We start from the raw sequence: 20,858 nt of genomic DNA on the forward strand, positions 1-20,858 counted from the left end.
CCGCCGCGACCGCGATCGCCGGGGCGGTGCCGCCGGTCGTGGCCGGCGGCGCGATGGCCGACGAGGGCCCGGCCACCCAGGCGCTGCCTCCCGTGACCGGACCGGTCACCACGACGACCCGGACGACGACGGAGGAGGACGCCGCCAAGCCGGTCGCCGCCATCGTGATCACGGTGCTCGTCGTCCTGGTCATCGCGCTGCTCGGCTGGCTGCTGCTGCGCGGCTCCTCCGACGACGACGCGCCGACGACGCCGACGACCTCCGCGACGACGCCCACCAGCACGACCACCAGCGCCTCTCCCACCGACGAGGCGTCGACGTTCGACATCGACGCCGACGACTACATCGGCGAGAACGTCGACGACGTGCTGGCGGCGCTGCGCGCCAAGGGGCTCGATCCCGATCCCCAGGTCGTGGACAACCCCGGGGACAAGACCAAGGACACGGTCAAGTCCGTCTCCCCGACCGAGGGGCTCAGCGAGGGCGACTCGGTCGAGGTCACCTACTACGGCGCGGCCGCGTCGACCGCGTCGTCGACCCCGTCGACCTCCTCGAGCTCGAGCGCGTCGGCCACCCCCAGCAGTAGCAGCGCGAGCACGTCGTCGACCCCGTCCGCCAGCGCGAGCACGCAGACCAGCTCGGCGGCGACCAGCAGCACCACCACCGCGGAGACCTCGTCTCCGGCGGCCCGGAAGGAGACGCCATGACCGACACCCCCGGAAACGCGGGAGGACCGCCGACCGTCGGTGGCCGCTACGAGCTCGGCGAGCTCCTCGGCCGCGGCGGCATGGCGGAGGTCCGCAAGGGCACCGACCGGCGGCTCGGCCGCGTGGTCGCGGTGAAGCGGCTGCGCCCCGACCTCGCCTCCGACGCGACCTTCCAGGCGCGGTTCCGGCGCGAGGCGCAGTCCAGCGCGAGCCTCAACCACCCCGCGATCGTCGCCGTCTACGACACCGGCGAGGAACCGACGCCCGACGGCGTGATGCAGCCCTACATCGTGATGGAGCACGTCGCCGGGCGCACCCTGCGCGACATCCTCCGCGAGGGCCGCAAGATCCTCCCCGAACGCGCCCTGGAGATCACCTCCGGCGTCCTGTCAGCGCTCGACTACAGCCACCGCGCGGGCATCATCCACCGCGACATCAAGCCCGGCAACGTCATGCTGACCCCGAGCGGCGACGTGAAGGTGATGGACTTCGGGATCGCCCGCGCCATCTCCGACGCGTCGTCCACGATGACGCAGACCGCCGCCGTCGTCGGCACCGCGCAGTACCTCTCCCCCGAGCAGGCCCGCGGCGAGCAGGTCGACTCCCGCTCCGACGTCTACTCGGCCGGCTGCCTGCTCTACGAGCTCCTCACGGGCCGGCCGCCGTTCGTCGGCGACTCCCCCGTCGCGGTGGCCTACCAGCACGTCCGGGAGCAGCCGCAGCCGCCGAGCGACCACGACCCGTCGCTGCCGAAGGCGATCGACGCCATCGTGCTCAAGTCGCTCGCCAAGCGGGTCGAGGACCGCTACCAGTCGGCCGCGGCGATGCGCGCCGACATCGAGCGCTACCTCGACGGCCAGCCGATCACGACCACGCCGCCGCCCGTCGTCGCCCCGGCCGCCGCGACGGCCGTCGCCGGCGCGGTCCGCGCCGACACCGGGCCGGTCCCCTTCAACGATGACGACGAGTACGACGACGCGCGCGGCCGGACGGGCCTGGTGATCGGGATCGCCGTCCTCATCCTCGCGATCATCGTCGGCGGCGTCCTGCTGTGGCCCAAGCTCTTCCCGGGGGCGCCCGACCAGGTGCAGGTGCCGCAGCTCGTCGGCCTCACCGAGGACCAGGCCCGGGTCGAGATCGGCGACGCCGGCCTGGCCGTCAACGTCTCCGGCTACGAGAACTCCGACACCGTGCCGAGCGGCAGCGTCATCTCGCAGGAGCCGGCGCAGAACTCCTACGCCGACCCCGGCTCGGCGGTCTCCATCGTGCTGTCGAAGGGGAAGCCGCAGGTGAGCGTCCCCGACGTCGTCGGGCTCTCGCTCGACGCGGCGACGAGCCGGCTCACCGAGCTCGGCCTCACCGTGAAGAGCCAGGAGGTCGAGAGCGACGAGCCCGCCGGCCAGGTGATCGAGGCCAACCCCTCGGCGGGCCAGATGGTCAACGACGGCACCGAGATCACGCTCAAGGTGTCGAAGGGCCCGAAGAAGGTGCCCAACCTCGTGGGCAGGACGCAGGAGAACGCCGAGGAGGTCATCCGCAACAAGGGCTTCGTGCCCCAGGTGACCACCGACCCGTCCTCGACCGAGCCCGCCGGCACCGTCACCGCGCAGTTCCCGGCAGCCGGCACGACCCTGCCGCAGGGCCAGACCGTCCAGATCTCGGTGTCGAGCTACACCCCCGCCCCGACGACGTCCGCCGCCACCTGCATCACGCCGACACCCGGGGTGGAGCTGCAGTCGGGCGACCTCCCCCCCTGCGCCGAATAGGGCCTCCCCGCCCGCCGAGTGGGGGCTCCCCTCAGCCCGAATAGGGCCTCCCCTCAGCCCGAATGGGGCCTCGCCCCGGAGACAGTTATCCCCACCTGTGCACACAGGTGGGGATAACTACCTCCATGTAATTCACCGCGTGGACGGTGACCTGAGGCTCACTCCCAGCGGGTGGCGTACGCGAATCCCGTCGCCATGAACGCGATGCCGACGATCAGGTTCTTCTGGCCGAGGTCGTTCATCACCCAGATCGGCGACAGGTCGTCGCTGAAGACGTAGAAGACGCAGATCCACGCGAGTCCCGCCAGGAAGCAGCCCAGCATCCCGACCACGACGCCGCGGCCGCGGCCGAGGGGGGTCGAGGGGTGCGCGGCCACGAAGAGGCCGACGAAGAAGAGCGCGAACCCGATCAGGTAGTTCCAGTGGTGCCACTCCATCATGAAGTGCGGGCCGTGCGGGTGCAGGCGCTCGGGCCGCGGCACCAGGTAGTAGTAGCCGATCCAGGCCACGCCGGCGACGACGAGGAGGAGCGCGAGGACGGAGCGGACCGTGAAGATCGGCTCCCGCGCCCCCGCCAGGACATCGATCTCGCGCTTGCGCTTCAGAGGTGACACGGCGCATACCCTAGGCCATGTGACTGAGCCGGCCAGCACTCACGGGCCCCACGCGCACCGCGCGCGGATGCGGCGCTGGCGCCTCGGCACCCCCCTGGTCGTCGCGGCGTGCGGCGCGCTCTTCGTCGTCAGCGCGCTCAACAGCCAGGGGACCGACCTGCGTCCCGGCCGCTACACCGACCTCTCCCAGCTCGTCGGCTCGGAGTCCCGGCAGTACCAGCGGCTCGAGGAGCAGGTGAAGAGCCTCAACGAGGAGGTCACCGACCTCACCAACCAGGTGGCCGACACCAGCGTGCGCAAGCTCCGCCGCGAGGCCGAGGCGCTGAAGGACCCGGCCGGCTTCGTGGAGGTCTCCGGCCCGGGCGTCACCATCACGATGAGTGACGCCCCCGACGACCTCATCGAGGCGGCCGACGCCGACGACGGCAACGCGATGGTGGTCCACCAGCAGGACATCCAGGCGGTGGTCAACGCGCTGTGGCGCGGCGGCGCCAAGGCGGTCACCATCGCCGGCCAGCGGGTGATCAGCACGACCGGGATCAAGTGCACCGGCAGCACCGTCACCCTGCAGGGCGTCCCGTACCCCGAGCCCTTCGTCATCGAGGCGGTCGGTGGCATCGACGACCTCGTCGCCTCGATCGACGGGGACGACTACGTCGCCGCCTACCGCGAGGACGCGGACGATCCGGCCATCCAGCTGGGCTGGGACATGACGCCGTCGGCGCACGTCGTCGCGCCGGCGTACGCCGGTCTGAGGGATCTCAGCTACGCCAAGCCGCTCACGTGACGGGGGTCCCGCCGCTCAGGTCGACGATCCGGACGACGGTGAGCAGCGCGATGACCACGACCACGGCGGCCACGGCACCCCACTGCACGAGCCGGCGGCGCGCTCCGCGCGGCGCCCAGGCGAACGCCGCCGCCACGAGGAAGCCGCCGACGAGCCCACCGAGGTGGCCCTGCCACGAGATGTTGGGCACCGCGAAGCTGTAGCCCATCGAGAGCACGATCCAGATCAGCATGCCCTGCGGGGGCTGCCGCGAGCGGAGTACGACGACCAGCAGCGCCCCGAGCAGCCCGAACACCGCGCCCGAGGCGCCGATGGTGTCGCCGTACTCCGGGCCGAGCCACAGCACGGTCACCGATCCGGCGAGCCCGGCGACCGCGTAGACGGCCAGGAAGCGCGCCCGGCCGAAGACGGCCTCGAGCTGCGGCCCGAGGATCCAGATGTTGAGCACGTTGAGGAACAGGTGCAGCGGCTCCACCTGGGTGAAGACCGAGGTCACCATGCGCCAGATCGCGCCGTCGGCCACGCCGGGGATCCAATCGCCGACCGTCGAGCACGACGCGCCGCTCATCCCCGAGTAGTAGCCCCCCTCGACGTCGCACCGGCCCTTGGGGAGCAGGCTCAGCCACTCGACGACCCACGAGGAGTCGCCTCCGGTCGCCTGGATGACGAGCCAGACGACCACGTTGAGACCGACGAGGACGAGCGCGACGCTGAGGCCGCGCGGCACGAGACCGCCGTACGACGTCCGCACCTGTCGCACGCCCTTGTTGCCCTCGCGGACGCACTCGGGGCACTGGAAGCCGACGGAGGCGCTGTTCATGCAGTCGGGACAGATCGGCCGATCACAGCGCTGGCAGCGGATGTGAGACTCCCGCCCCGGGTGCCGATAGCAGGTCGGCGACTCCGGGGCGGGCGAGGGAGACTCAGTCGACAATCTCGACGCTGTCGATCACGACCGGGTCGACCGGCTTGTCGCCGGGCTTGGTCGGGGTCGTGGCGATCGCGTCGACGACGCCCTGGGAGGCCTCGTCGGTGACCTCGCCGAAGATCGTGTGCCGCATGTTGAGCCACGGGGTGGCGGCGACGGTGATGAAGAACTGCGAGCCGTTGGTGCCGGGGCCGGCGTTGGCCATGGCCAGGAGGTAGGGCTTGCCGAAGGTGAGCTCGGAGGTGAACTCGTCCTTGAAGGTGTAGCCCGGGCCACCGGTGCCGGTGCCGAGCGGGCAGCCGCCCTGGATCATGAAGCCGTCGATGACGCGGTGGAAGCCGAGCCCGTCGTAGAACGGGCCGGACTTCACATCCTGGCCCTTCTCGCCCTTGGCGAGCCCGACGAAGTTCTCGACCGTCGCGGGCGCCTGGTTCTCGAAGAGCTCGATGGTGATGTCGCCGCGGTTGGTGTGGAGGATCGCTGAAGTCACGCCGGTGAGCCTACCGGGCCGTAGATGTCGGGATGCTCGCGCTTGTAGCGCTGCGACACGTGATGCTCGACGAAGAACATGAGCACCGGCACGAGGCCCGCGGCGATGATGAGGAGCACGAACGACAGCGGCCAGCCGGCCTTGCGGGTGAACGGCACCGCCACGACGAGGTAGGCCATGTAGACGTAGCCGTGGATCATCCACAGCCACCACAGGTCGGGCACCGAGTCGCTGACGAGGTGCACGAGCAGCCAGTCGATGCTCGCCACGAGGAGGAAGATGCCGACCGCGATCGCGAGGATGCGGTAGGCGGCGAAGAGCCGGGGGTGGGGCCGGCGATCCAGCTGGGTCACGCGTTCGAGGGTACGGCGGGGGCCTGGCTGTCCTGGGAGTCGGGGTCGTCCGGGTGGCGCAGCTCCTGGACGTACTTCCACCACAGGTAGATCGCGAAGCCCCCGAAGAGCCACCACTCGATCGCGTAGAGGAAGTTGCGCAGTCCCTCGCCCGCGCCGGCGTCGGGGAGCTGGGAGAGGTCGGCCGGCTCGAGGCCGGAGGTCGGCTCCTGATCGATCGCGTAGCCGCCGTACAGGTCCTGGTCGACGAACTGGATGAGGTCGGCGAGCCGCATCTGCGACAGCACCCGCGGATCGCCAGAGTCGGCGGCCGTGAGGTCGCCCTCGCCGGGCTGCAGCCATGCGGTGAGGGTGACCGCCCCCTCGACGCCGAAGGGGGCCTCCCCTGAGCCCGAGGGGGGGATCTCCTCGGTCCAGCCGCGGACGACGTAGATCGCCGAGCCGTCCGGATCGTCGCCCACCGCGACCGGGGTGGCGACCCAGTAGCCCTCGTGCCCGTCGTGCTCGCGGCCCGACACGTAGACCGTGGCGTCCGGCACCCAGGTGCCGGCGATCGTGACCGGCCGGCCGACGGCGTCGCCCGGGAACGGGTCGTCGGGGCCGAGCACGTCGTCGAGCGGCTTCGGGTTGGCGTGGGTCAGGTCGACCTTGGCGGCGGCGCGGTGGTCCTGCCAGACGCTCAGCTGCCAGTAGCCCAGCAGGATCGCCGCCGCCAGGAGCACGAGCCCGAGCAGGTGCGCCCCCCACAGGCGGCGACTCCACCACGGTACGGGCATGCCCTCAGCGTACGGCGGCGGCTCGGAGCCCCCGGGCTCCGCCCGTCGTCCCCGGGCTCAGAGGCCGAGGAACCTGCTGATGATCAGCTTCTGGATCTCCGTCGTGCCGCCGTAGATCGTCTGGATCCGGCTGTCCACGAAGGCCTTCGCGATGGGGTACTCCATCATGTAGCCGTAGCCGCCGTGGATCTGGACGCCCTTGTCGACGGTCCTCTTCTGCAGCTCGGTCGTCCACCACTTGGCCATCGACGCGAGGACGGTGTCGGCGGTCCCGGCGTTGAGCTGCGTGATGGCGTCGTTGATGAAGAGCCGCGCGATGTAGGCGTCCGTGGCCATCTCGGCGAGGTCGAAGCTCATCGTCTGGAAGCGGCCGATCGGCTTGCCGAACGCCTTCCGGGTGCGGGCGTACTCCAGGCTCAGGTCGAGCACGGCCTCGATCGCCGCGACGGCGATGGAGGCGACCGAGATCCGCTCCTGCGGCAGCAGGGTCATCAGGCTGATGAAGCCCGAGCCCTCGTCGCCGAGGCGGTTCTCGACGGGCACGCGGACGTCGGTGAAGGACAGCTCGGCGGTGTCCTGGGCCTTGAGGCCGACCTTGTCGAGGTTGCGGCCGCGCTCGAAGCCCTCCATCCCGCGCTCCACCACCAGGAGCGAGATGCCGTTGGCCCCGGCCTCGGGGTCGGTCTTGCAGACCACGATGACAAGGTCGGCGTTGATGCCGTTGGAGATGAAGGTCTTGGAGCCGTTGAGGATGTAGTGGCTGCCGTCCTCCGACAGCACCGCGCGGGTCTGGATGCCCTGGAGGTCCGACCCGGCGGCGGGCTCGGTCATCGCGACCGCGGTGATCGTCTCACCGCTCACCGTCCCGGGCAGCCAGCGCTGCTTCTGCTCCTCGGTGCCGAGGTGGGAGATGTAGGGGACGATGATGTCGGTGTGGACGAAGAAGCCCGGTCCACTGCACCCAGCGCGGGCCAGCTCCTCGTGGAAGACCGCGTTGAAGCGGAAGTCCTTGATGCCGGGGCCGCCGTACTCCTCGTCGACGTCGAAGCAGAGCAGGCCGGCCGCGCCGGCCTTGGTCCACAGCTCGCGCGGGACGATGCCGTCCTTCTCCCACTGGTCGTGAAAGGGCACGATCTCGCGCTCGATGAACGTGCGGCACGTCGTGCGGAAGTCCTCGTGCTCGGCTTCGTAGATGGACGGCTTGGCAGGCATGGGTGGGCCCTCCCCGGTTGGGCCTAGGCACGTGACCTAGGTGACAGTGACAGCGTCACTGTCACGGTAGCAGGGCTCGTCCCGCTGCGGGAGTGCTTGCCTCGGGTACGCCGGCGGCGGCCCGCTCGACCTCGGCCAGGAGCTCCGCGACGCGGGCGCGATGGCGCTCGACGTTGCGGAGCTTGACCTGCTCGTAGCCGCGGACGAGGTCGGCGGTGGCCGCCAGCTCGAGGACCAGCGGGAGCGTCGCGGGCGTGAGGTGGTCGAGCACCGCGTGGACGGCGTCGCGGTAGTCGGCGGCGAGCCGGCGCTCGGTCCGGCGGACCTCGCCGAGCCCGAACGGGTTGAGCCGGCTGCGACGCAGGCCGCGCAGGGCGTAGAGCAGGCGCAGCACCGGCAGGATCCACGCTCCGAGGGCGATCTTCCGCCTCATGCCGAGCGCACGGAGCACCGGCGGGTGCAGCAGGATCCTGACCGTGGCATCCTCCCCGAACTGGTCGGCCAGCCTGGCGCGCTCGACGCCGTCGAGGTGGAGGCGCGCGACCTCGAACTCGTCCTTGTAGGCCGTCAGCTTGAAGAGCCCCTCGGCATAGGCGCCGGCGACCTCGGCCCCGGCCCGCGCCTCCACCCCGCGTACGTCGTCGAGGAACCGCTCCGCCGTCGCCCGGTCCTGCCACGCGGTGAGCTCGGCGGCGAGCACGCCGAGCCGGCCCTCCCCTCCCGCCGAATGGGGCCTCCCCTCACGCGAGTCGGGCCTCCCCTCAAGCGAGTGGGGGCTCGCGACGGCGATCCGCCCGAGCCGGAAGGCCGCGAGGTTGGTCTCGACCGCTGTCCCGTTGAGCCGGATCGCCTGCTCGATGGCCGCGGCGCCGATGGGCAGCACACCGTGCTGGTAGGCCGCGCCGACGACGATGAGGTTGCTCGGGAGGTGGTCGGCGAAGTGCCGCTCAGCGAGGCGGTCGGCGTCGACGTACACGTTCTGGGCGGCGGTGGTGGCGGCGTCGATCCGGGAGCGGAGGTCCTGCCAGGGTGGCATCGTGACGCCGGGGTCCTGGACCATGACGGCGGTCGCGACCTCGCCGGTGTTGACGACCGCGATGGCGCTCTCGCGAAGCGCGTCGAGCATCGGCTCGGTGGATCCGCCGAGCGGGTCGAAGGCCAGCAGCACGTCGACGGTGCCCCGGCCGGCGCGGATCTGGCCGGTGACCGGGCGGTCGGAGAAGCGCAGGTCCGAGATGACCGGGCCGCCCTTCTGCGCCAGCCCGATCTGCTCGATGCCGGCCGCGAATCCGCCCTCGAGGAAGGCCGCTATCTGGAGCACCGCGGAGACCGTGACGACGCCGGTGCCCCCGATCCCGGGCATCCTCACCAGGACGTCGTCTCCCACCCTCCGCTGCGGCTCGGGCAGCGCGACATCCGGGACCGGCGCCGTCCGTGGCCTCGACGACGGGACGACCGAGACGAAGGAGGGGCAGTCGCCCGCCAGGCACGAGGCGTCCTGGTTGCAGGAGGACTGGTGGATCCGGGTCTTGCGTCCGAAGGCGGTGTCGACCGGCACCACAGAGAGACATGTCGACTTATAGCCACAGTCGCCACAGCCCTCGCAGACCCGCTCGTTGATCCAGATCCGCTCCTTCGGCGCCGCCACCTGGCCGCGCTTGCGGAGCCGTCGCTCCTCGGTGGCGCAGCGGTCGACGTGCAGCAGCACCGTGACGCCGTCCTCCCGCTCGAGCTCGCGCTGGACCTCCGGGATCCGGTCGCGGTGGAGCACCCTCACGCCGGGTGCGAAGCGGACCGCCCGCCAGGCCTCGGGATGCGCGGTCGTCACCACCGTCCGGCGTACGCCCTCGAGGGCGAGCCAGCGGGTGAGCTCGGGGATGTCCATCTGCCCCTCGGGCCGCTGGCCGCCGGTCATCGCGACCGCGTCGTTGAAGAGGAGCTTGAAGGTGATCGTGCTGCCCGCCGCGACCGCGGCCCGGATCGCCAGCGACGCCGAGTGGTAGAAGGTGCCGTCGCCGACGTTGGCGAAGAAGTGCCGGTCGTCGGTGAAGGGCTCGAGCCCGAGCCACTGCGTCCCCTCGCCGCCCATCTGGGTGATCCCGACGAGCTTGCCGCGCTTGGGGCCGTCGGCGACCTGCTCGAGCGCGACCATCGCGTGGCAGCCGATGCCGACGCCGACGAGCTGGTCCCCCTCCGCACGGGTCGAGACGCTGTGCGGGCAGCCCGAGCAGAAGGCGGGCGTGCGCGCGGGCAGCACCTCCAGCACCCGCGTACGCCGTCGCGGAGCCGGCACGCGGAAGGCCGGTGAGGCCAGGCCCGGGACGGCCCGGACCAGCGCGGCGACGATGTCGTCGGCGAGCAGCTCGCTGCGGTGGCTGAGCAGCGGGGCTCCGTGCTCGTCGTGCTTGCCGATGACCACGGGCTGATGGGAGGTGCCGTAGAGCGCCTCCTTGATCAGTCCCTCGACGAAGGCGGTCTTGTCCTCCACGACGAGCACCCGCTCGACGCCGGCGAGGAGGCGGCGGGTGAGCCCGGGCTCGAGCGGCCACGGCATGCCGAGGCGGACGAGCCGGATGCCGTGCTGGTCGAGCGCCTCGTCGGTGACGCCCAGGTCGGCGAGCGCGCGGAGCAGGGACTGGTGGCTGAGGCCGGCGGCGACGATCGCCGTGCGGGCTGCCGGCGGCTCGTGCACGATCCGGTTGAGGTCTGCGGCCTCGGCGTACTCGCAGGCACGGGCGAGCCGCTGCGTCATCAGGTCGTGCTCGGCGTCGAGGTTGGTCGGCGGGAGCAGGGTCGGAGGGGTGAAGCGTCGCTCGCGGCCCAGATCGGGGATGCGGTCGAGCAGGCCGTCGACGCTGACGATCGCGGAGGAGTCGGCGACGTCGGCCACGATCTTCACCCCGGTCCACAGCCCGGCGTGGCGCGACATGGCGACCGCATGGAGGCCGAGCTCGAGGATCTCCGCGACGCTGCCCGGGGCGAGCAGCGGCAGGTGGAGGCTGCGGCACATCGGCTCGCACGAGCTCGGCACGGTGGAGGACTTCGACGACGGGTCGTCCCCGATCCACGCCACCGCTCCCCCGAGCGGGTGGGTGCCGCTGATGGTGCCGTGCCGGATCGCGTCGGCGGCCCGGTCGAGGCCGGGGTTCTTGCCGAACCAGATGCCGGTGACCCCGTCGACGGTGCGGTGCTCGAGCTCGCCGACCAGCTGGGTGCCGGCGACGGCCGTCGCCGCGAGCTCCTCGTTGAGGCCCGGGCGGAAGACGATGCCGGCGTCGTCGGCCATCGTGTGGATGCGGGCGACCTCGCGGTCGATGCCGCCCAGCGGCGAGCCCTGGTACCCCGAGATGAAGAGGCCGGTGTCCCGCTGGTGGCGCGCGTCGAGCCGGCGCTGGTCGAGCAGGGTCCGCACCAGCGCTTGGATACCGCTGAGCATCACCTCGCCGTGGGTCGCCGTGTAGCGCTCGTCGAGGCTCGTCACCGACCGCATCCGCCACCTCCGGTTGTGTTCTGGATCACACTCCCGCGCTCACCCAGGTTGAGGCAAGATTCGCGCACGATTCCATCAGATCCCGCATCGCCGCTGCGATCATGTGCCGCCGGAAACCATGATTCGCGCTCTTGTTTGTAGGATTCGTGCGTGGACGCGATCGACCGCCAGATCCTCTCCCTGCTCACCGAGAACGCCCGCCGACCGGTGGCCGACATCGCCCAGCGCGTCGGTCTCTCGCCCGCGCCGGTCACCCGCCGGATCGACCGTCTCGAGCGCGACGGTGTGATCGAGGGCTACACGACGGTGGTGAGCAGGTCCCGCGACGGCGCCGGCATCGAGGCCTTCGTCGAGATCAGGCTCCTCGGATCGATCGAGACCTCGGAGGTGTGGGCCGACCTGGAGGCCATGCCGGAGGTGGTGCAGATGCTCACCATCGCCGGCGACCCCGACGCGCTCATCCGGGTGCGGGTCGACAACGTCGACCACCTCGCGCGCGTCGTCAACCAGATGCGCAAGACCGGCAAGCTGATCGGCACGAAGACCCTGATCGTGCTGGACGAGCTGCGACCTGATCGCTCCTAGGGCATGTCTCCTTACTCGGGCGAAGCGCATTCCGTGGTGTCCGCGCCCGGTCCGGCGAGGCGGAGGCGCGAGAGCGCAGCGTGCTGCGCCTCGCGTCGACAACGAAGCCGGGCGGGATGCGGCGCCGCGGAGGCGCCGCCCGAGTAAGGAGACATGCCCTAGCGCCTCAGCCGCATGGGGGTGTGGGGGATGTCGTCCTCGAGGAACTCCGGTCCGTCCGCGACGAACCCATGCTTGGCATACCAGCCGGCGAGCGGCGTCTGAGCGTCGAGTACGACGTCGCGCCCGGCCGTCAGCGTGAGAGCGTGCTCCATGAGGCGGTCCGACAGCCCGCGGCCGCGGGCCGCGGGCGCCAGCACGACCCGCCCGATCCGCCACTCGGGGCCGTCGTCGAGGACGCGGAGGTAGCCGAGCACCTCCTGGCTGTCCGCGTCGGGGGCGTCTTCGGTGAGCACCACGTGGCGAGTGCCGGCCTCGGTGTCGCGGCCGTCGAGATCGGGGTAGAGACACGCCTGCTCGAGGATGAAGACGGCCTGGCGCAGCCGCCAGACGGCGTACGCGGTCTCGGGGGGCATCTCCGGCAGCCTGTAGTCCGCGATCACCCCCGCACCGTAGCGGCCCGCCACGGCACGGCACGCAACTGCTGGTGAAACCGCGCGCTTCGGCCGCCGGCGCTCCTCTTCACCAGCACTTATGGACGCGGAGGACCACTCGGAGGACCACTCGTCGGCCGGCGCGGGCCGCGCACGCGGGGCGGACGCAGGCCGACGTCACGCAGCTCCAGCTCGGCCAGCCGGTCGAGCACGGCGACGTCCCCCCGGCGCCAGGCGCCGGCGGGGTCGTCGTCGATCCGGGCGAGGACGTGCAACGGCTGATGCGCCATCGCGCGCAGCGCGAAGAGATCCAGGTCGGCGCCGGAGTCGATGAACCGCTGGCCCGCCGTCGCCCGGCGTACGAACCTCACCCGCGCCGGCAGGTAGTAGATGAGCAGGAGCAGCACCGGGATGAGGAACACCGTGACGCCGATCCAGTTCGCGAAGGTCGTCGCCGCGCGGACGAGGTTCTCGCCACCGGTCGCGAGGCCCTCGGCCGCTCCGCTCGCGCCGTCGAACGGCTTGCTCGCCGCGTCGCCGACCAGCGGCACGTCGGAGAGCGTGCTGCCCGCATCCCGCAGCCGACCTGCCAGATCATTCGCCGAGGACTCGATCGTCCGCCCCGGCGCCGCCAGCTTGAGCGCCGCCTCGTGCACCTTCCGCGCGACGACGAGGCAGACCACGACGAACGCCACCGCCGCCACGTCCGTGAGCACCTGCCCCACCCGCCGCGCCGGCATGTCCGCATACAGCTTCATGGCGGGAAGGTTCCCCGGACGACCCGGCGGCATGCCTCCTCGCCGCCCGTCACCACCCGTCGACGACCGCGCTCCACCCTGAACCCGCACCCGCACGACCACCCGCCCGGGGCGCGTCACCTCGCCGCGGTCGACTCATCGGCGGGATCGTCCGGATCCGTCGCGTAAAAACCACGGAACGATCGCCACGGCCGGGCACGAGTTCAACAACTTGCCACCTATCGCAGCGGGCGGCTGCGATGATCCGGTGGTGACTCCAGCTGAGCGACTGCGTGAGCTGGCGATCAGGCACGCTGCCTTCACATGGCTCGACCGGCAGCGGGCGGCCGGCAAGGAGACATTCACCCAGGAGGACACGACTGGCCTCCAGCTGGCGGGCGAGACCATCCGATTGATGCCCACCCAGCAGGGCATTTGGAAGCCTGGACAGCTCGCCGCGGCGCCAGCCGTCAGGACCGTCTACCGCCCCGACGGAGCCGATCGCCCGTACGACGATGCGGTAGGAACCGATGGCTTCTACCGGTACAAGATGCGCGGCGACGACCCGAACCACTTCGAGAACCGCGCTTTGCGCGAAGCGATGATCGAACGCTTGCCGCTGATCTGGTGGCTCGGAGTCCAGGGCGGCGGATACAGCGCTCTCTACCCGATCTTCCTCGTGGGCGAAGAGCGACCTGATCTCCAGTTCGTGGTCGACATCGACGCCGTCCCCCAGCCCGACATCGTCTGGCCCTCCGTTGAGCTCGAGCTTGATCCCTCCTACCGGCAGCAGCTCACGAAGATCCGGCTCCACCAGCGGCCGTTCCGGGCGGCAGTCCTGCGGGCCTACAAGACTTCGTGTGCGGTCTGCTCCTTCCGGCACAGCGATCTCCTCGACGCCGCGCACATCCACGAGGACAGCACCGGCGGCCGTCCGGTGATCACCAACGGGCTCACGCTCTGCAAGATGCACCACGCCGCGTACGACCGGCAGATCCTCGGCATCACCCCCGACTACGAGGTGCGGATCAACTCCGACGTCCTTGCAGAGGTCGACGGACCGATGCTGCGCCACGGCATCCAGGAGTTCCACGGCCAACAGCTGATGGTCCTCCCTGAGCGACGCACCCAACGCCCCGACCGGCTCCTCCTCGATCAGCGCTATCAGGCCTTCCTCACCGCAGGCTGATGAGCTGAGATCGATGGCGAAGTACAGCCCGTTCCCGCGGCGTGAGTACCGGGGCCAGTTTCGCCTGTGGGTAGCGCGGCACAGGAAACTCCTCTTCGCCACAGGTTCCGGTGTCGTCGCGCTGCTCATTGTGGAGACCGCCCTCCTCCTGGCCGAGCCCCTGGGGCCGTTCCGCTGGTGGCTCCTCGGCGTGCTTCAGTGCGTGGTCGTTGCCGTACCACTGCACATCGTCTCCGTCGCCTTCCTTGTACAGGAGCAGGCCGCCATCCGACAGCTCCGCGGTGCGTGGGGCGAAGAGGCGACGCGCGACGAGCTGGAGCGAGCCCAGCGAAAAGGCCTGATCTGGGGCTGGGTCGACAGCATCAATCTCGAGATCGGCGATCTCGACCATCTCGTCGTCGCACGCGAGGGTGGGCTCGTAGCCATCGACTCGAAGTGGCGAAGCGATGGCACCGACGTGCACGAGATGGCGCGCTCAGCATCACGAGCACGGACCCGCGCCGAAGGCATCGCCATCGGGCTCCACAAACGCGAGAAGGGTTCGCACCGCGCGCGGCAACTCCCGCCGATGGTCAAGCCCCTCGTCGTCATTTGGGGCCCTGCGCAACACAGGGTGACCGAAGGCTATGAGCTGGACGGCATCCCCTTCGTCGCTGGACGGAATCTGGTCTGTTGGCTGGCGCAGATTTCGGGTGACGCGGTCGACGAGGCGACTGCGGCCGACGTGCTCCGACAGCTCCAGAACTTCCGGGCTGGCGCATGGGCGAGTAATCGAAGCCGTCAGTCGAGTCCCCCACCAGTCCCTCATAGCTGCCGGCGGCGGATCCAGAAGGAAGCCAAAGAAATGACGAAAACCCCAGGCTGACCTGGGGTTTTCCTCTGTGGAGCGTAGGGGACTCGAACCCCTAACCCCCTGCTTGCAAAGCAGGTGCGCTACCAATTGCGCCAACGCCCCGTCGTACGACGGTCAGCTCTGGGGCTCCACCGGGTCCGTGGCCTCGGCCCAGAGGGCGCGCTCGGCGTTGGACTTGTCGAGCTGCTTCTTGGCGACCACCGCGCCGGCGACGGCGGCGACGACCAGGAGGAGACGCTTCACCATGTAAGACCCCTTAACTGACTGACGACCCGCATCCTCGAGGAAGCGAGCCGTCGTGCGTGCGCTTAGGAGGACTTGAACCTCCGACCCCCACATTATCAGTGTGGTGCTCTAACCGTCTGAGCTATAAGCGCAGGTGGCCGTCGGGTGGAAGCCCCTCAGGCCGAGAGGGAACGTTACCCGAGGGTGACGCCGAGCCCCAAAACGGGGATCAGCGGTCCTCGGTCAGCGTCACGTCGATGCCGCCGACGAGGGCGGCGGCCATGTTGTAGAGGAAGGCGCCGAGGGTGGCCACCGCCGTGAGGAGTACGACGTCGATGACCGAGACGAGCACGGTGAAGCCCATCACGCGCCCGGTGCCGAGGTAGTCCTCCACATTGAACGTCGAGGTGTCCTGGCCGCCGACGATGTCCTGGACCGAGGAGTTGATCGAGTCCCACACACCGGCGGCGCCGAGGACCGTCCAGACGATGAACACGGCCACGATCGTGACGATCGCGAGCGCGATCGAGAGCAGGAAGGCCGCCTTCATCACCGACCAGGGGTCGATGCGGGACAGCGTCAGGCGCGCCCGGCGGGGCGACTTCCCGCTCGGCTTGACCGGGCCCGGCTGCCCGACCGCGGTGGTCTTGAACTCGTCCGCGGCGGCCTGCAACCGGTCCTTGATCTGCTGGCCCAGACCTGCCCGCACCGCGGTGTCGTCGTCAGCCATCAGTCCTCCGAGTCGGGGGCCGCGTCGGCGGACGCGGCGTTGTCGTCGTTCCCGCCGACATTAGCGTCGGATGCCAACGGAGTCTCATCCGCGCCGGTGTCCGGGTCGCCGTCCGGGCCGGCCTCGATGCCGGCGTCCTCCTCCTGCGCCTCGACCGAGCGGGTCACCACGACGACGCTGTCGGACTTCTTCGGCGACACGAACTTCACGCCCATGGTGGAGCGGCCCTTGGGGGCGAAGTTGTCGTCGATGGGGGAGCGGACCACCTGGCCCGTGGCGGTGATGGAGAGGATCTCGTCGCCGTCCTTGACGATGAACGCGCCCACGAGGGAGCCGCGCTTGTCGTCGGTGAGCTGCATGGCCTTGATGCCCAGGCCGCCGCGCGACTGCAGTCGGTACTCCGAGATCCGGGTGCGCTTGGCGAAGCCGCCGTCGGTGATCGTGAAGACGTACTGCACGTCGACGTCGCTGTTCTCGTGGGCCACGTCGGCCGCGCGGATGATCGACATCGACAGCAGCGCGTCGTCGTCGCGGAACTTCATCCCCGAGACGCCCGAGGTCGCGCGGCCCATGGGCCGCAGCTGGCCGTCGTCGGCGGTGAACCGGATCGACTGACCGCGGCGGGAGACGAGCAGGATGTCGTCGTCGGAGTTCACCAGCTCGGCGCCGATCAGCTCGTCGTCGTCCTCGCGGAAGTTGATCGCGATGACACCGGCCTGGCGGGGGGAGTTGTAGTCGCCGAGGCGGGTCTTCTTGACCAGGCCGCTGCGGGTGGCGAGCACGAGGTAGGGCGCCTGCTCGTAGTCGCGGATGGCGAGCACTTGGGCGATCTTCTCGTCCGGCTGGAACGAGAGCAGCCCGGCGACGTGACCGCCCTTGGCGTCGCGCGCCGCCTCCGGGAGGTTGTAGGCCTTGGTCCGGTAGACCCGGCCGGCGGTGGTGAAGAAGAGCAGCCAGTGGTGGTTGGTCGTGGCGATGAAGTGCTCGACGACGTCGTCGCCGCGCAGCGTCGCGCCGCGAACGCCCTTGCCGCCCCGCTTCTGCAGGCGGTACTGGTCGGCGCGGGTGCGCTTGGCGTACCCACCGCGGGTGATGGAGACGACGAGGTCCTCGTCGGGGATGAGGTCCTCCATCGACAGGTCGCCGTCGGCTGCGATGATCTGGGAGCGACGGTCGTCGCCGTACTTCTCCACGATGTCACCGAGCTCCTCGATGACGATCTGGCGCTGGCGGGAGACGTTGGCGAGGATGTCCTGGAGGTCGGCGATCTCGAGCTCGATCGCGGCGAGGTCGTCGATGATCTTCTGCCGCTGCAGCGCCGCGAGCGAGCGCAGCTGCATGTCGAGGATCGCCGTGGCCTGCAGCTCGTCGATGTCGAGGAGCTCGATCAGCCCGGCGCGCGCCTCGGCGACGTCGGGCGAGCGGCGGATGAGCGCGATGACCTCGTCGAGCGCGTCGAGGGCCTTGACCAGACCGCGCAGGATGTGGGCCCGCTCCTCGGCCTTGCGCAGCCGGAACTCGGTGCGCCGGCGGATGACCTCGATCTGGTGCTCGACCCAGTTGCTGATGAACTGGTCGATCGACAGCGTGCGCGGCACGCCGTCGACCAGGGCCAGCATGTTGGCGCTGAAGTTGGTCTGCAGCTCGGTGTGCTTGAGCAGGTTGTTGAGCACGACGCGGGCGACCGCGTCGCGCTTGAGTACGACGACGAGCCGCTGTCCGGTGCGGTCCGAGGTGTCGTCGCGCACGTCCGCGATGCCCTGGACCTTGCCCGAGTCGGCGAGCTCGGCGATCTTGAGGGCCAGGTTGTCGGGGTTGACCATGTAGGGCAGCTCGGTGATGACCAGGCAGGTGCGGCCGCGGTTGTCCTCGTCGACCTCGATGACCGCCCGCTGCGTGATGGAGCCGCGGCCGGTGCGGTAGGCCTGCTCGATGCCGGCGTGGCCGACGATGAGCGCACCGTTGGGGAAGTCCGGGCCCTTGATCCGCTCGATCAGGGCGTCCTGGAGCTCCTCCCGCGTGGCGTCGGGGTTCTCCAGCGCCCACGTGGCGCCGGCTGCCACCTCGCGGAGGTTGTGCGGCGGGATGCTCGTCGCCATGCCGACCGCGATGCCGGCCGAGCCGTTCACGAGGAGGTTCGGGAAGCGGCTCGGCAGGACGGTCGGCTCGGAGGAGCGGCCGTCGTAGTTGGGCTGGAAGTCGACGGTCTCCTCGGTGATGTCCCGGACCATCTCGAGCGCCAGCGGCGCCATCCGGCACTCGGTATACCGCATCGCCGCGGCGGCGTCGTTGCCCGCCGAGCCGAAGTTGCCCTGACCGTGGATGAGCGGTGCGCGCATCACCCACGGCTGCGCGAGGCGCACGAGGGTGTCGTAGATCGCGGAGTCGCCGTGCGGGTGGTACTGACCCATCACGTCGCCGACGACACGGCTGCACTTGGAGAAGCCGCGGTCGGGGCGGTAGCCGCCGTCGTACATCGCGTAGAGGACGCGACGGTGCACGGGCTTCAGGCCGTCGCGTACGTCGGGGAGGGCTCGGCCGACGATGACGGCCATCGCGTAGTCGATGTAGGCGCGCTGCATCGAGGTCTGCAGCTCGACGGGCTCGATCCGGCCGCCGGGAACGGGGGTCTCAGTCATCAGATATCGAGGAACCTAACGTCCTTGGCGTTGCGCTGGATGAAGGTGCGGCGGGACTCGACGTCCTCGCCCATGAGGATGGAGAAGATCTCGTCGGCCTGGGCGGCGTCGTCGAGGGTGACCTGCAGCATGAGGCGCTGCTCGGGGTCCATGGTGGTCTCCCACAGCTCCTTGGCGTTCATCTCGCCGAGGCCCTTGTAGCGCTGGACCGGGTTCTCCTTCGGGAGCTTCTTGCCCTGGCCGATGCCGTCGGCCATCAGCGCGTCGCGCTCGGCGTCGGAGTAGACGAACTCGTGCTCGTGCGGCTTGTTCCACCGCAGGCGGTAGAGCGGCGGCTGCGCCATGTAGACGTAGCCGTCCCGGATGAGGGAGGGCATGAACCGGAAGAGGAGGGTGAGCAGGAGGGTGTTGATGTGGTGGCCGTCGACGTCGGCGTCGGCCATGAGCACGATCTTGTGGTAGCGCAGCTTCTCGACGTTGAACTCGTCGTGCACGCCCGTGCCCAGCGCGCTGATGATCGACTGGACCTCCTGGTTGGCCAGGACCTTGTCGAGGCGGGCCTTCTCGACGTTGAGGATCTTGCCGCGGATCGGGAGGATCGCCTGGATCCGCGGGTCGCGGCCCTGCCGCGCCGAGCCGCCGGCGGAGTCGCCCTCGACGATGAAGACCTCGCACTCCTCCGGCTTGTTGGACTGGCAGTCGCTCAGCTTGCCGGGGAGCCCGCCGCCGCCGAGCAGGCCCTTGCGGTTGCGGGCCAGGTCGCGCGCCTTGCGCGCCGCGATCCGGGCCGTCGCGGCGGCCTGGGCCTTGCGGATGATGTCCTTGCCCTCGCCCGGGTTCTGCTCGAGCCAGGCTCCGAGCCGGTCGTTGACCACGCCCTGGACGAAGCCCTTGGCCTCGGTGTTGCCGAGCTTGGCCTTGGTCTGGCCCTCGAACTGCGGGTTGGAGATCTTCAGGCTGATGATCGCGGTGAGGCCCTCGCGGATGTCGTCGCCGGTGAGCCGGTCCTCGGCCTTCTTGATCAGGCCCCACTCCTGGCCCCAGCGGTTCATCAGCGAGGTGAGCGCCGCGCGGAAGCCCTCCTCGTGGGTGCCGCCCTCGGGGGTGTTGATGGTGTTGGCGAAGGTGTGCACCGACTCGTTGTAGGAGGTGCCCTGCCACTGCATCGCGAGCTCGAGGCTCATCGGGTTGGGCGCGTCGTCGCCCGTCTCGGCCTCGAAGGCGATGACGGGGGAGAGGGCCACCTTCTTCTTGTTGAGGAAGTCGACGTAGTCGGCGAGGCCGCGCTCGTAGAGGAAGACCTGCTCGATGCCCTTGCTCTCGCTGCCGTCCTCGCTCGCGACGACCTGGATCTCGTCACCGCGCGCGCTCCCGTCGACGCTGTCGTGCTCGAGCGGGTCGGAGACCAGCTCGGCGAGCTCGGCGCCCTCGGGCCGCTCGTCGCGGAGGACGATCTTGAGGCCCTTGTTGAGGAAGGCCATCTCACGGAAGCGCGTGACGATGGTGTCGAGGCTGTAGGTGGTCGTCTCGAAGATGTCGGCGCTGGCCCACCACGTGATCGTGGTGCCGGTGCGCTCGCCGTCCTCCAGCGGACGGACCTCGCGCAGCGGGTAGTCCGGGACGCCGAGGGTGAACTCCTGCTCCCAGAGCGACCCGCGGTTCTTGATCTCCATGTGCATCCGGGTCGAGAGCGCGTTGACCACCGACGAGCCGACGCCGTGGAGACCGCCGGAGACCTTGTAGCCGCCGCCGCCGAACTTGCCGCCGGCGTGGAGCACGGTCAGCGCCAGGGTGGCGGCCGGGAGCTCCTGGCCGGGAGCGGTGTCGGTGGGGATGCCGCGACCGTTGTCGACGACGCTGACCGAGCCGTCGGGGTTGAGGGTGACGAGGATGGTGTCGCAGTAGCCGGCGAGCGCCTCGTCGACCGCGTTGTCCACGATCTCCCAGATGAGGTGGTGCAGGCCGCGGGTGCCGGTGGACCCGATGTACATGCCGGGACGCTTGCGGACCGCCTCGAGGCCCTCCAGCACCTGAATCGCGGACGCGTCGTACTCAGGGCTCAGCTCGGGCTCAGTCACGGAGCCATGCTACCGGCCTGAGGCCCGGAATTCAGGGTGCACCCCACAACCAGGAGGGGTCTGTGGACAACAATGTGGTCACAGCGCCCGGGAATGGCCTCCAGAA

General features: G+C 70.1%; 19 protein-coding genes and 2 tRNA genes. 6 read left to right on the top strand and 15 right to left on the bottom strand.

Features of this window, described 5'->3' with window-relative positions; all coding sequences use genetic code 11:
- The coding region (locus tag QM572_RS16895) for a PASTA domain-containing protein (protein WP_415095140.1) at positions 1-707 on the top strand (707 nt) is incomplete at its 5' end.
- Positions 704-2,473 (top strand): Stk1 family PASTA domain-containing Ser/Thr kinase, encoded by a 1,770-nt coding sequence (gene pknB, locus QM572_RS16900; RefSeq protein ID WP_415095141.1) that lies wholly within the window; start codon positions 704-706, stop codon positions 2,471-2,473. The genes QM572_RS16895 and pknB, both read left to right, overlap by 4 nt.
- A 158-nt stretch (positions 2,474-2,631) precedes the next feature.
- Here the strand turns inward: pknB and QM572_RS16905 are convergent, their stop codons facing one another.
- A complete protein-coding gene (locus tag QM572_RS16905) occupies positions 2,632-3,087 on the bottom strand; it encodes a cell division protein CrgA (protein WP_415095142.1) in 456 nt (151 codons plus the stop codon).
- Positions 3,088-3,106: 19 nt separating this feature from the next.
- Here QM572_RS16905 and QM572_RS16910 point away from each other — a divergent pair, with 19 nt between their 5' ends.
- On the top strand, positions 3,107-3,874 hold the full coding sequence (locus QM572_RS16910; RefSeq protein WP_415095143.1) for a DUF881 domain-containing protein: 768 nt from the start codon (positions 3,107-3,109) through the stop codon (positions 3,872-3,874).
- On the opposite strand, the gene QM572_RS16915 is transcribed toward QM572_RS16910, so the two are convergent.
- From QM572_RS16915 to QM572_RS16940, 6 genes are all read right to left on the bottom strand, one after another.
- Positions 3,867-4,694, bottom strand: coding sequence for a rhomboid family intramembrane serine protease (locus tag QM572_RS16915; RefSeq protein WP_415095144.1), 828 nt, complete (start codon positions 4,692-4,694; stop codon positions 3,867-3,869). The genes QM572_RS16910 and QM572_RS16915 overlap by 8 nt on opposite strands.
- A gap of 103 nt (positions 4,695-4,797) precedes the next feature.
- The gene (locus tag QM572_RS16920; RefSeq protein ID WP_415095145.1) at positions 4,798-5,292 is read right to left on the bottom strand and encodes a peptidylprolyl isomerase; all 495 of its coding nucleotides are present in this window, start codon (positions 5,290-5,292) and stop codon (positions 4,798-4,800) included.
- Positions 5,289-5,645, bottom strand: a complete 357-nt coding sequence (locus tag QM572_RS16925; protein ID WP_415095146.1) for a DUF3817 domain-containing protein — start codon at positions 5,643-5,645, stop codon at positions 5,289-5,291. Before QM572_RS16925 ends, QM572_RS16920 begins: the two co-directional genes overlap by 4 nt.
- Positions 5,642-6,421, bottom strand: a complete 780-nt coding sequence (locus QM572_RS16930; protein WP_415095147.1) for an SURF1 family protein — start codon at positions 6,419-6,421, stop codon at positions 5,642-5,644. The genes QM572_RS16925 and QM572_RS16930 overlap by 4 nt, the downstream gene beginning before the upstream one ends.
- Before the next feature lie 57 nt (positions 6,422-6,478).
- Positions 6,479-7,633 carry an acyl-CoA dehydrogenase family protein gene (locus QM572_RS16935; protein ID WP_415095148.1) on the bottom strand — a complete coding sequence of 385 codons (1,155 nt, stop codon included), beginning with the start codon at positions 7,631-7,633 and terminating at the stop codon, positions 6,479-6,481.
- Between the two features lie 61 nt (positions 7,634-7,694).
- Entirely contained in the window at positions 7,695-11,114 is a 3,420-nt protein-coding gene (locus tag QM572_RS16940) for an indolepyruvate ferredoxin oxidoreductase family protein (protein WP_415095149.1), read from the bottom strand.
- 159 nt (positions 11,115-11,273) lie between these two features.
- On the opposite strand from QM572_RS16940, the gene QM572_RS16945 reads away from it, so the two are divergent.
- Positions 11,274-11,708, top strand: coding sequence for an Lrp/AsnC family transcriptional regulator (locus tag QM572_RS16945; RefSeq protein ID WP_415095150.1), 435 nt, complete (start codon positions 11,274-11,276; stop codon positions 11,706-11,708).
- Positions 11,709-11,866: 158 nt separating this feature from the next.
- Here the strand turns inward: QM572_RS16945 and QM572_RS16950 are convergent, their stop codons facing one another.
- On the bottom strand, positions 11,867-12,283 hold the full coding sequence (locus QM572_RS16950; RefSeq protein ID WP_415095151.1) for a GNAT family N-acetyltransferase: 417 nt from the start codon (positions 12,281-12,283) through the stop codon (positions 11,867-11,869).
- Between the two features lie 116 nt (positions 12,284-12,399).
- The gene (locus tag QM572_RS16955; protein ID WP_415095152.1) at positions 12,400-13,059 is read right to left on the bottom strand and encodes a hypothetical protein; all 660 of its coding nucleotides are present in this window, start codon (positions 13,057-13,059) and stop codon (positions 12,400-12,402) included.
- A gap of 250 nt (positions 13,060-13,309) precedes the next feature.
- On the opposite strand from QM572_RS16955, the gene QM572_RS16960 reads away from it, so the two are divergent.
- Complete coding sequence (locus QM572_RS16960; protein ID WP_415095153.1) at positions 13,310-14,227, top strand: HNH endonuclease; 918 nt, start codon at positions 13,310-13,312, stop codon at positions 14,225-14,227.
- Between the two features lie 13 nt (positions 14,228-14,240).
- Positions 14,241-15,092, top strand: a complete 852-nt coding sequence (locus QM572_RS16965) for a hypothetical protein (RefSeq protein WP_415095154.1) — start codon at positions 14,241-14,243, stop codon at positions 15,090-15,092.
- 17 nt (positions 15,093-15,109) lie between these two features.
- Here QM572_RS16965 and QM572_RS16970 read toward each other — a convergent pair.
- From QM572_RS16970 to QM572_RS16995, 6 genes are all read right to left on the bottom strand, one after another.
- A tRNA-Ala gene (locus QM572_RS16970) sits at positions 15,110-15,182 on the bottom strand.
- A 12-nt stretch (positions 15,183-15,194) separates the two neighbouring features.
- Positions 15,195-15,326 carry a DLW-39 family protein gene (locus QM572_RS16975; RefSeq protein ID WP_415095155.1) on the bottom strand — a complete coding sequence of 44 codons (132 nt, stop codon included), beginning with the start codon at positions 15,324-15,326 and terminating at the stop codon, positions 15,195-15,197.
- Between the two features lie 57 nt (positions 15,327-15,383).
- Positions 15,384-15,457: transfer RNA gene (locus QM572_RS16980), tRNA-Ile, on the bottom strand.
- Positions 15,458-15,534: 77 nt separating this feature from the next.
- Entirely contained in the window at positions 15,535-16,035 is a 501-nt protein-coding gene (locus tag QM572_RS16985; protein WP_415095156.1) for a DUF3566 domain-containing protein, read from the bottom strand.
- Positions 16,035-18,674 carry a DNA gyrase subunit A gene (gyrA, locus tag QM572_RS16990; protein WP_415095157.1) on the bottom strand — a complete coding sequence of 880 codons (2,640 nt, stop codon included), beginning with the start codon at positions 18,672-18,674 and terminating at the stop codon, positions 16,035-16,037. The genes QM572_RS16985 and gyrA overlap by 1 nt, the downstream gene beginning before the upstream one ends.
- A complete protein-coding gene (locus QM572_RS16995) occupies positions 18,674-20,752 on the bottom strand; it encodes a DNA gyrase subunit B (protein WP_415095158.1) in 2,079 nt (692 codons plus the stop codon). Before QM572_RS16995 ends, gyrA begins: the two co-directional genes overlap by 1 nt.
- Between the last annotated feature and the right edge of the window lie 106 nt (positions 20,753-20,858).

The sequence above is a fragment of the Nocardioides sp. genome (genome assembly GCF_047607365.1).
Classification (GTDB): Bacteria; Actinomycetota; Actinomycetes; order Propionibacteriales; family Nocardioidaceae; genus Nocardioides.

Bases quoted from the DNA above. Each gene is read 5' to 3' on its own strand.
- pknB (WP_415095141.1), top strand. From the start codon at position 704: ATGACCGACACCCCCGGAAACGCGGGAGGACCGCCGACCGTCGGTGGC.
- QM572_RS16950 (WP_415095151.1), bottom strand. From the start codon at position 12,283: ATGCCCCCCGAGACCGCGTACGCCGTCTGGCGGCTGCGCCAGGCCGTC.
- QM572_RS16935 (WP_415095148.1), bottom strand. From the start codon at position 7,633: ATGCCTGCCAAGCCGTCCATCTACGAAGCCGAGCACGAGGACTTCCGC.
- QM572_RS16930 (WP_415095147.1), bottom strand. From the start codon at position 6,421: ATGCCCGTACCGTGGTGGAGTCGCCGCCTGTGGGGGGCGCACCTGCTC.
- QM572_RS16915 (WP_415095144.1), bottom strand. From the start codon at position 4,694: ATGAACAGCGCCTCCGTCGGCTTCCAGTGCCCCGAGTGCGTCCGCGAG.
- QM572_RS16985 (WP_415095156.1), bottom strand. From the start codon at position 16,035: ATGGCTGACGACGACACCGCGGTGCGGGCAGGTCTGGGCCAGCAGATC.
- QM572_RS16955 (WP_415095152.1), bottom strand. From the start codon at position 13,059: ATGAAGCTGTATGCGGACATGCCGGCGCGGCGGGTGGGGCAGGTGCTC.
- QM572_RS16975 (WP_415095155.1), bottom strand. From the start codon at position 15,326: ATGGTGAAGCGTCTCCTCCTGGTCGTCGCCGCCGTCGCCGGCGCGGTG.
- gyrA (WP_415095157.1), bottom strand. From the start codon at position 18,674: ATGACTGAGACCCCCGTTCCCGGCGGCCGGATCGAGCCCGTCGAGCTG.
- QM572_RS16965 (WP_415095154.1), top strand. From the start codon at position 14,241: ATGGCGAAGTACAGCCCGTTCCCGCGGCGTGAGTACCGGGGCCAGTTT.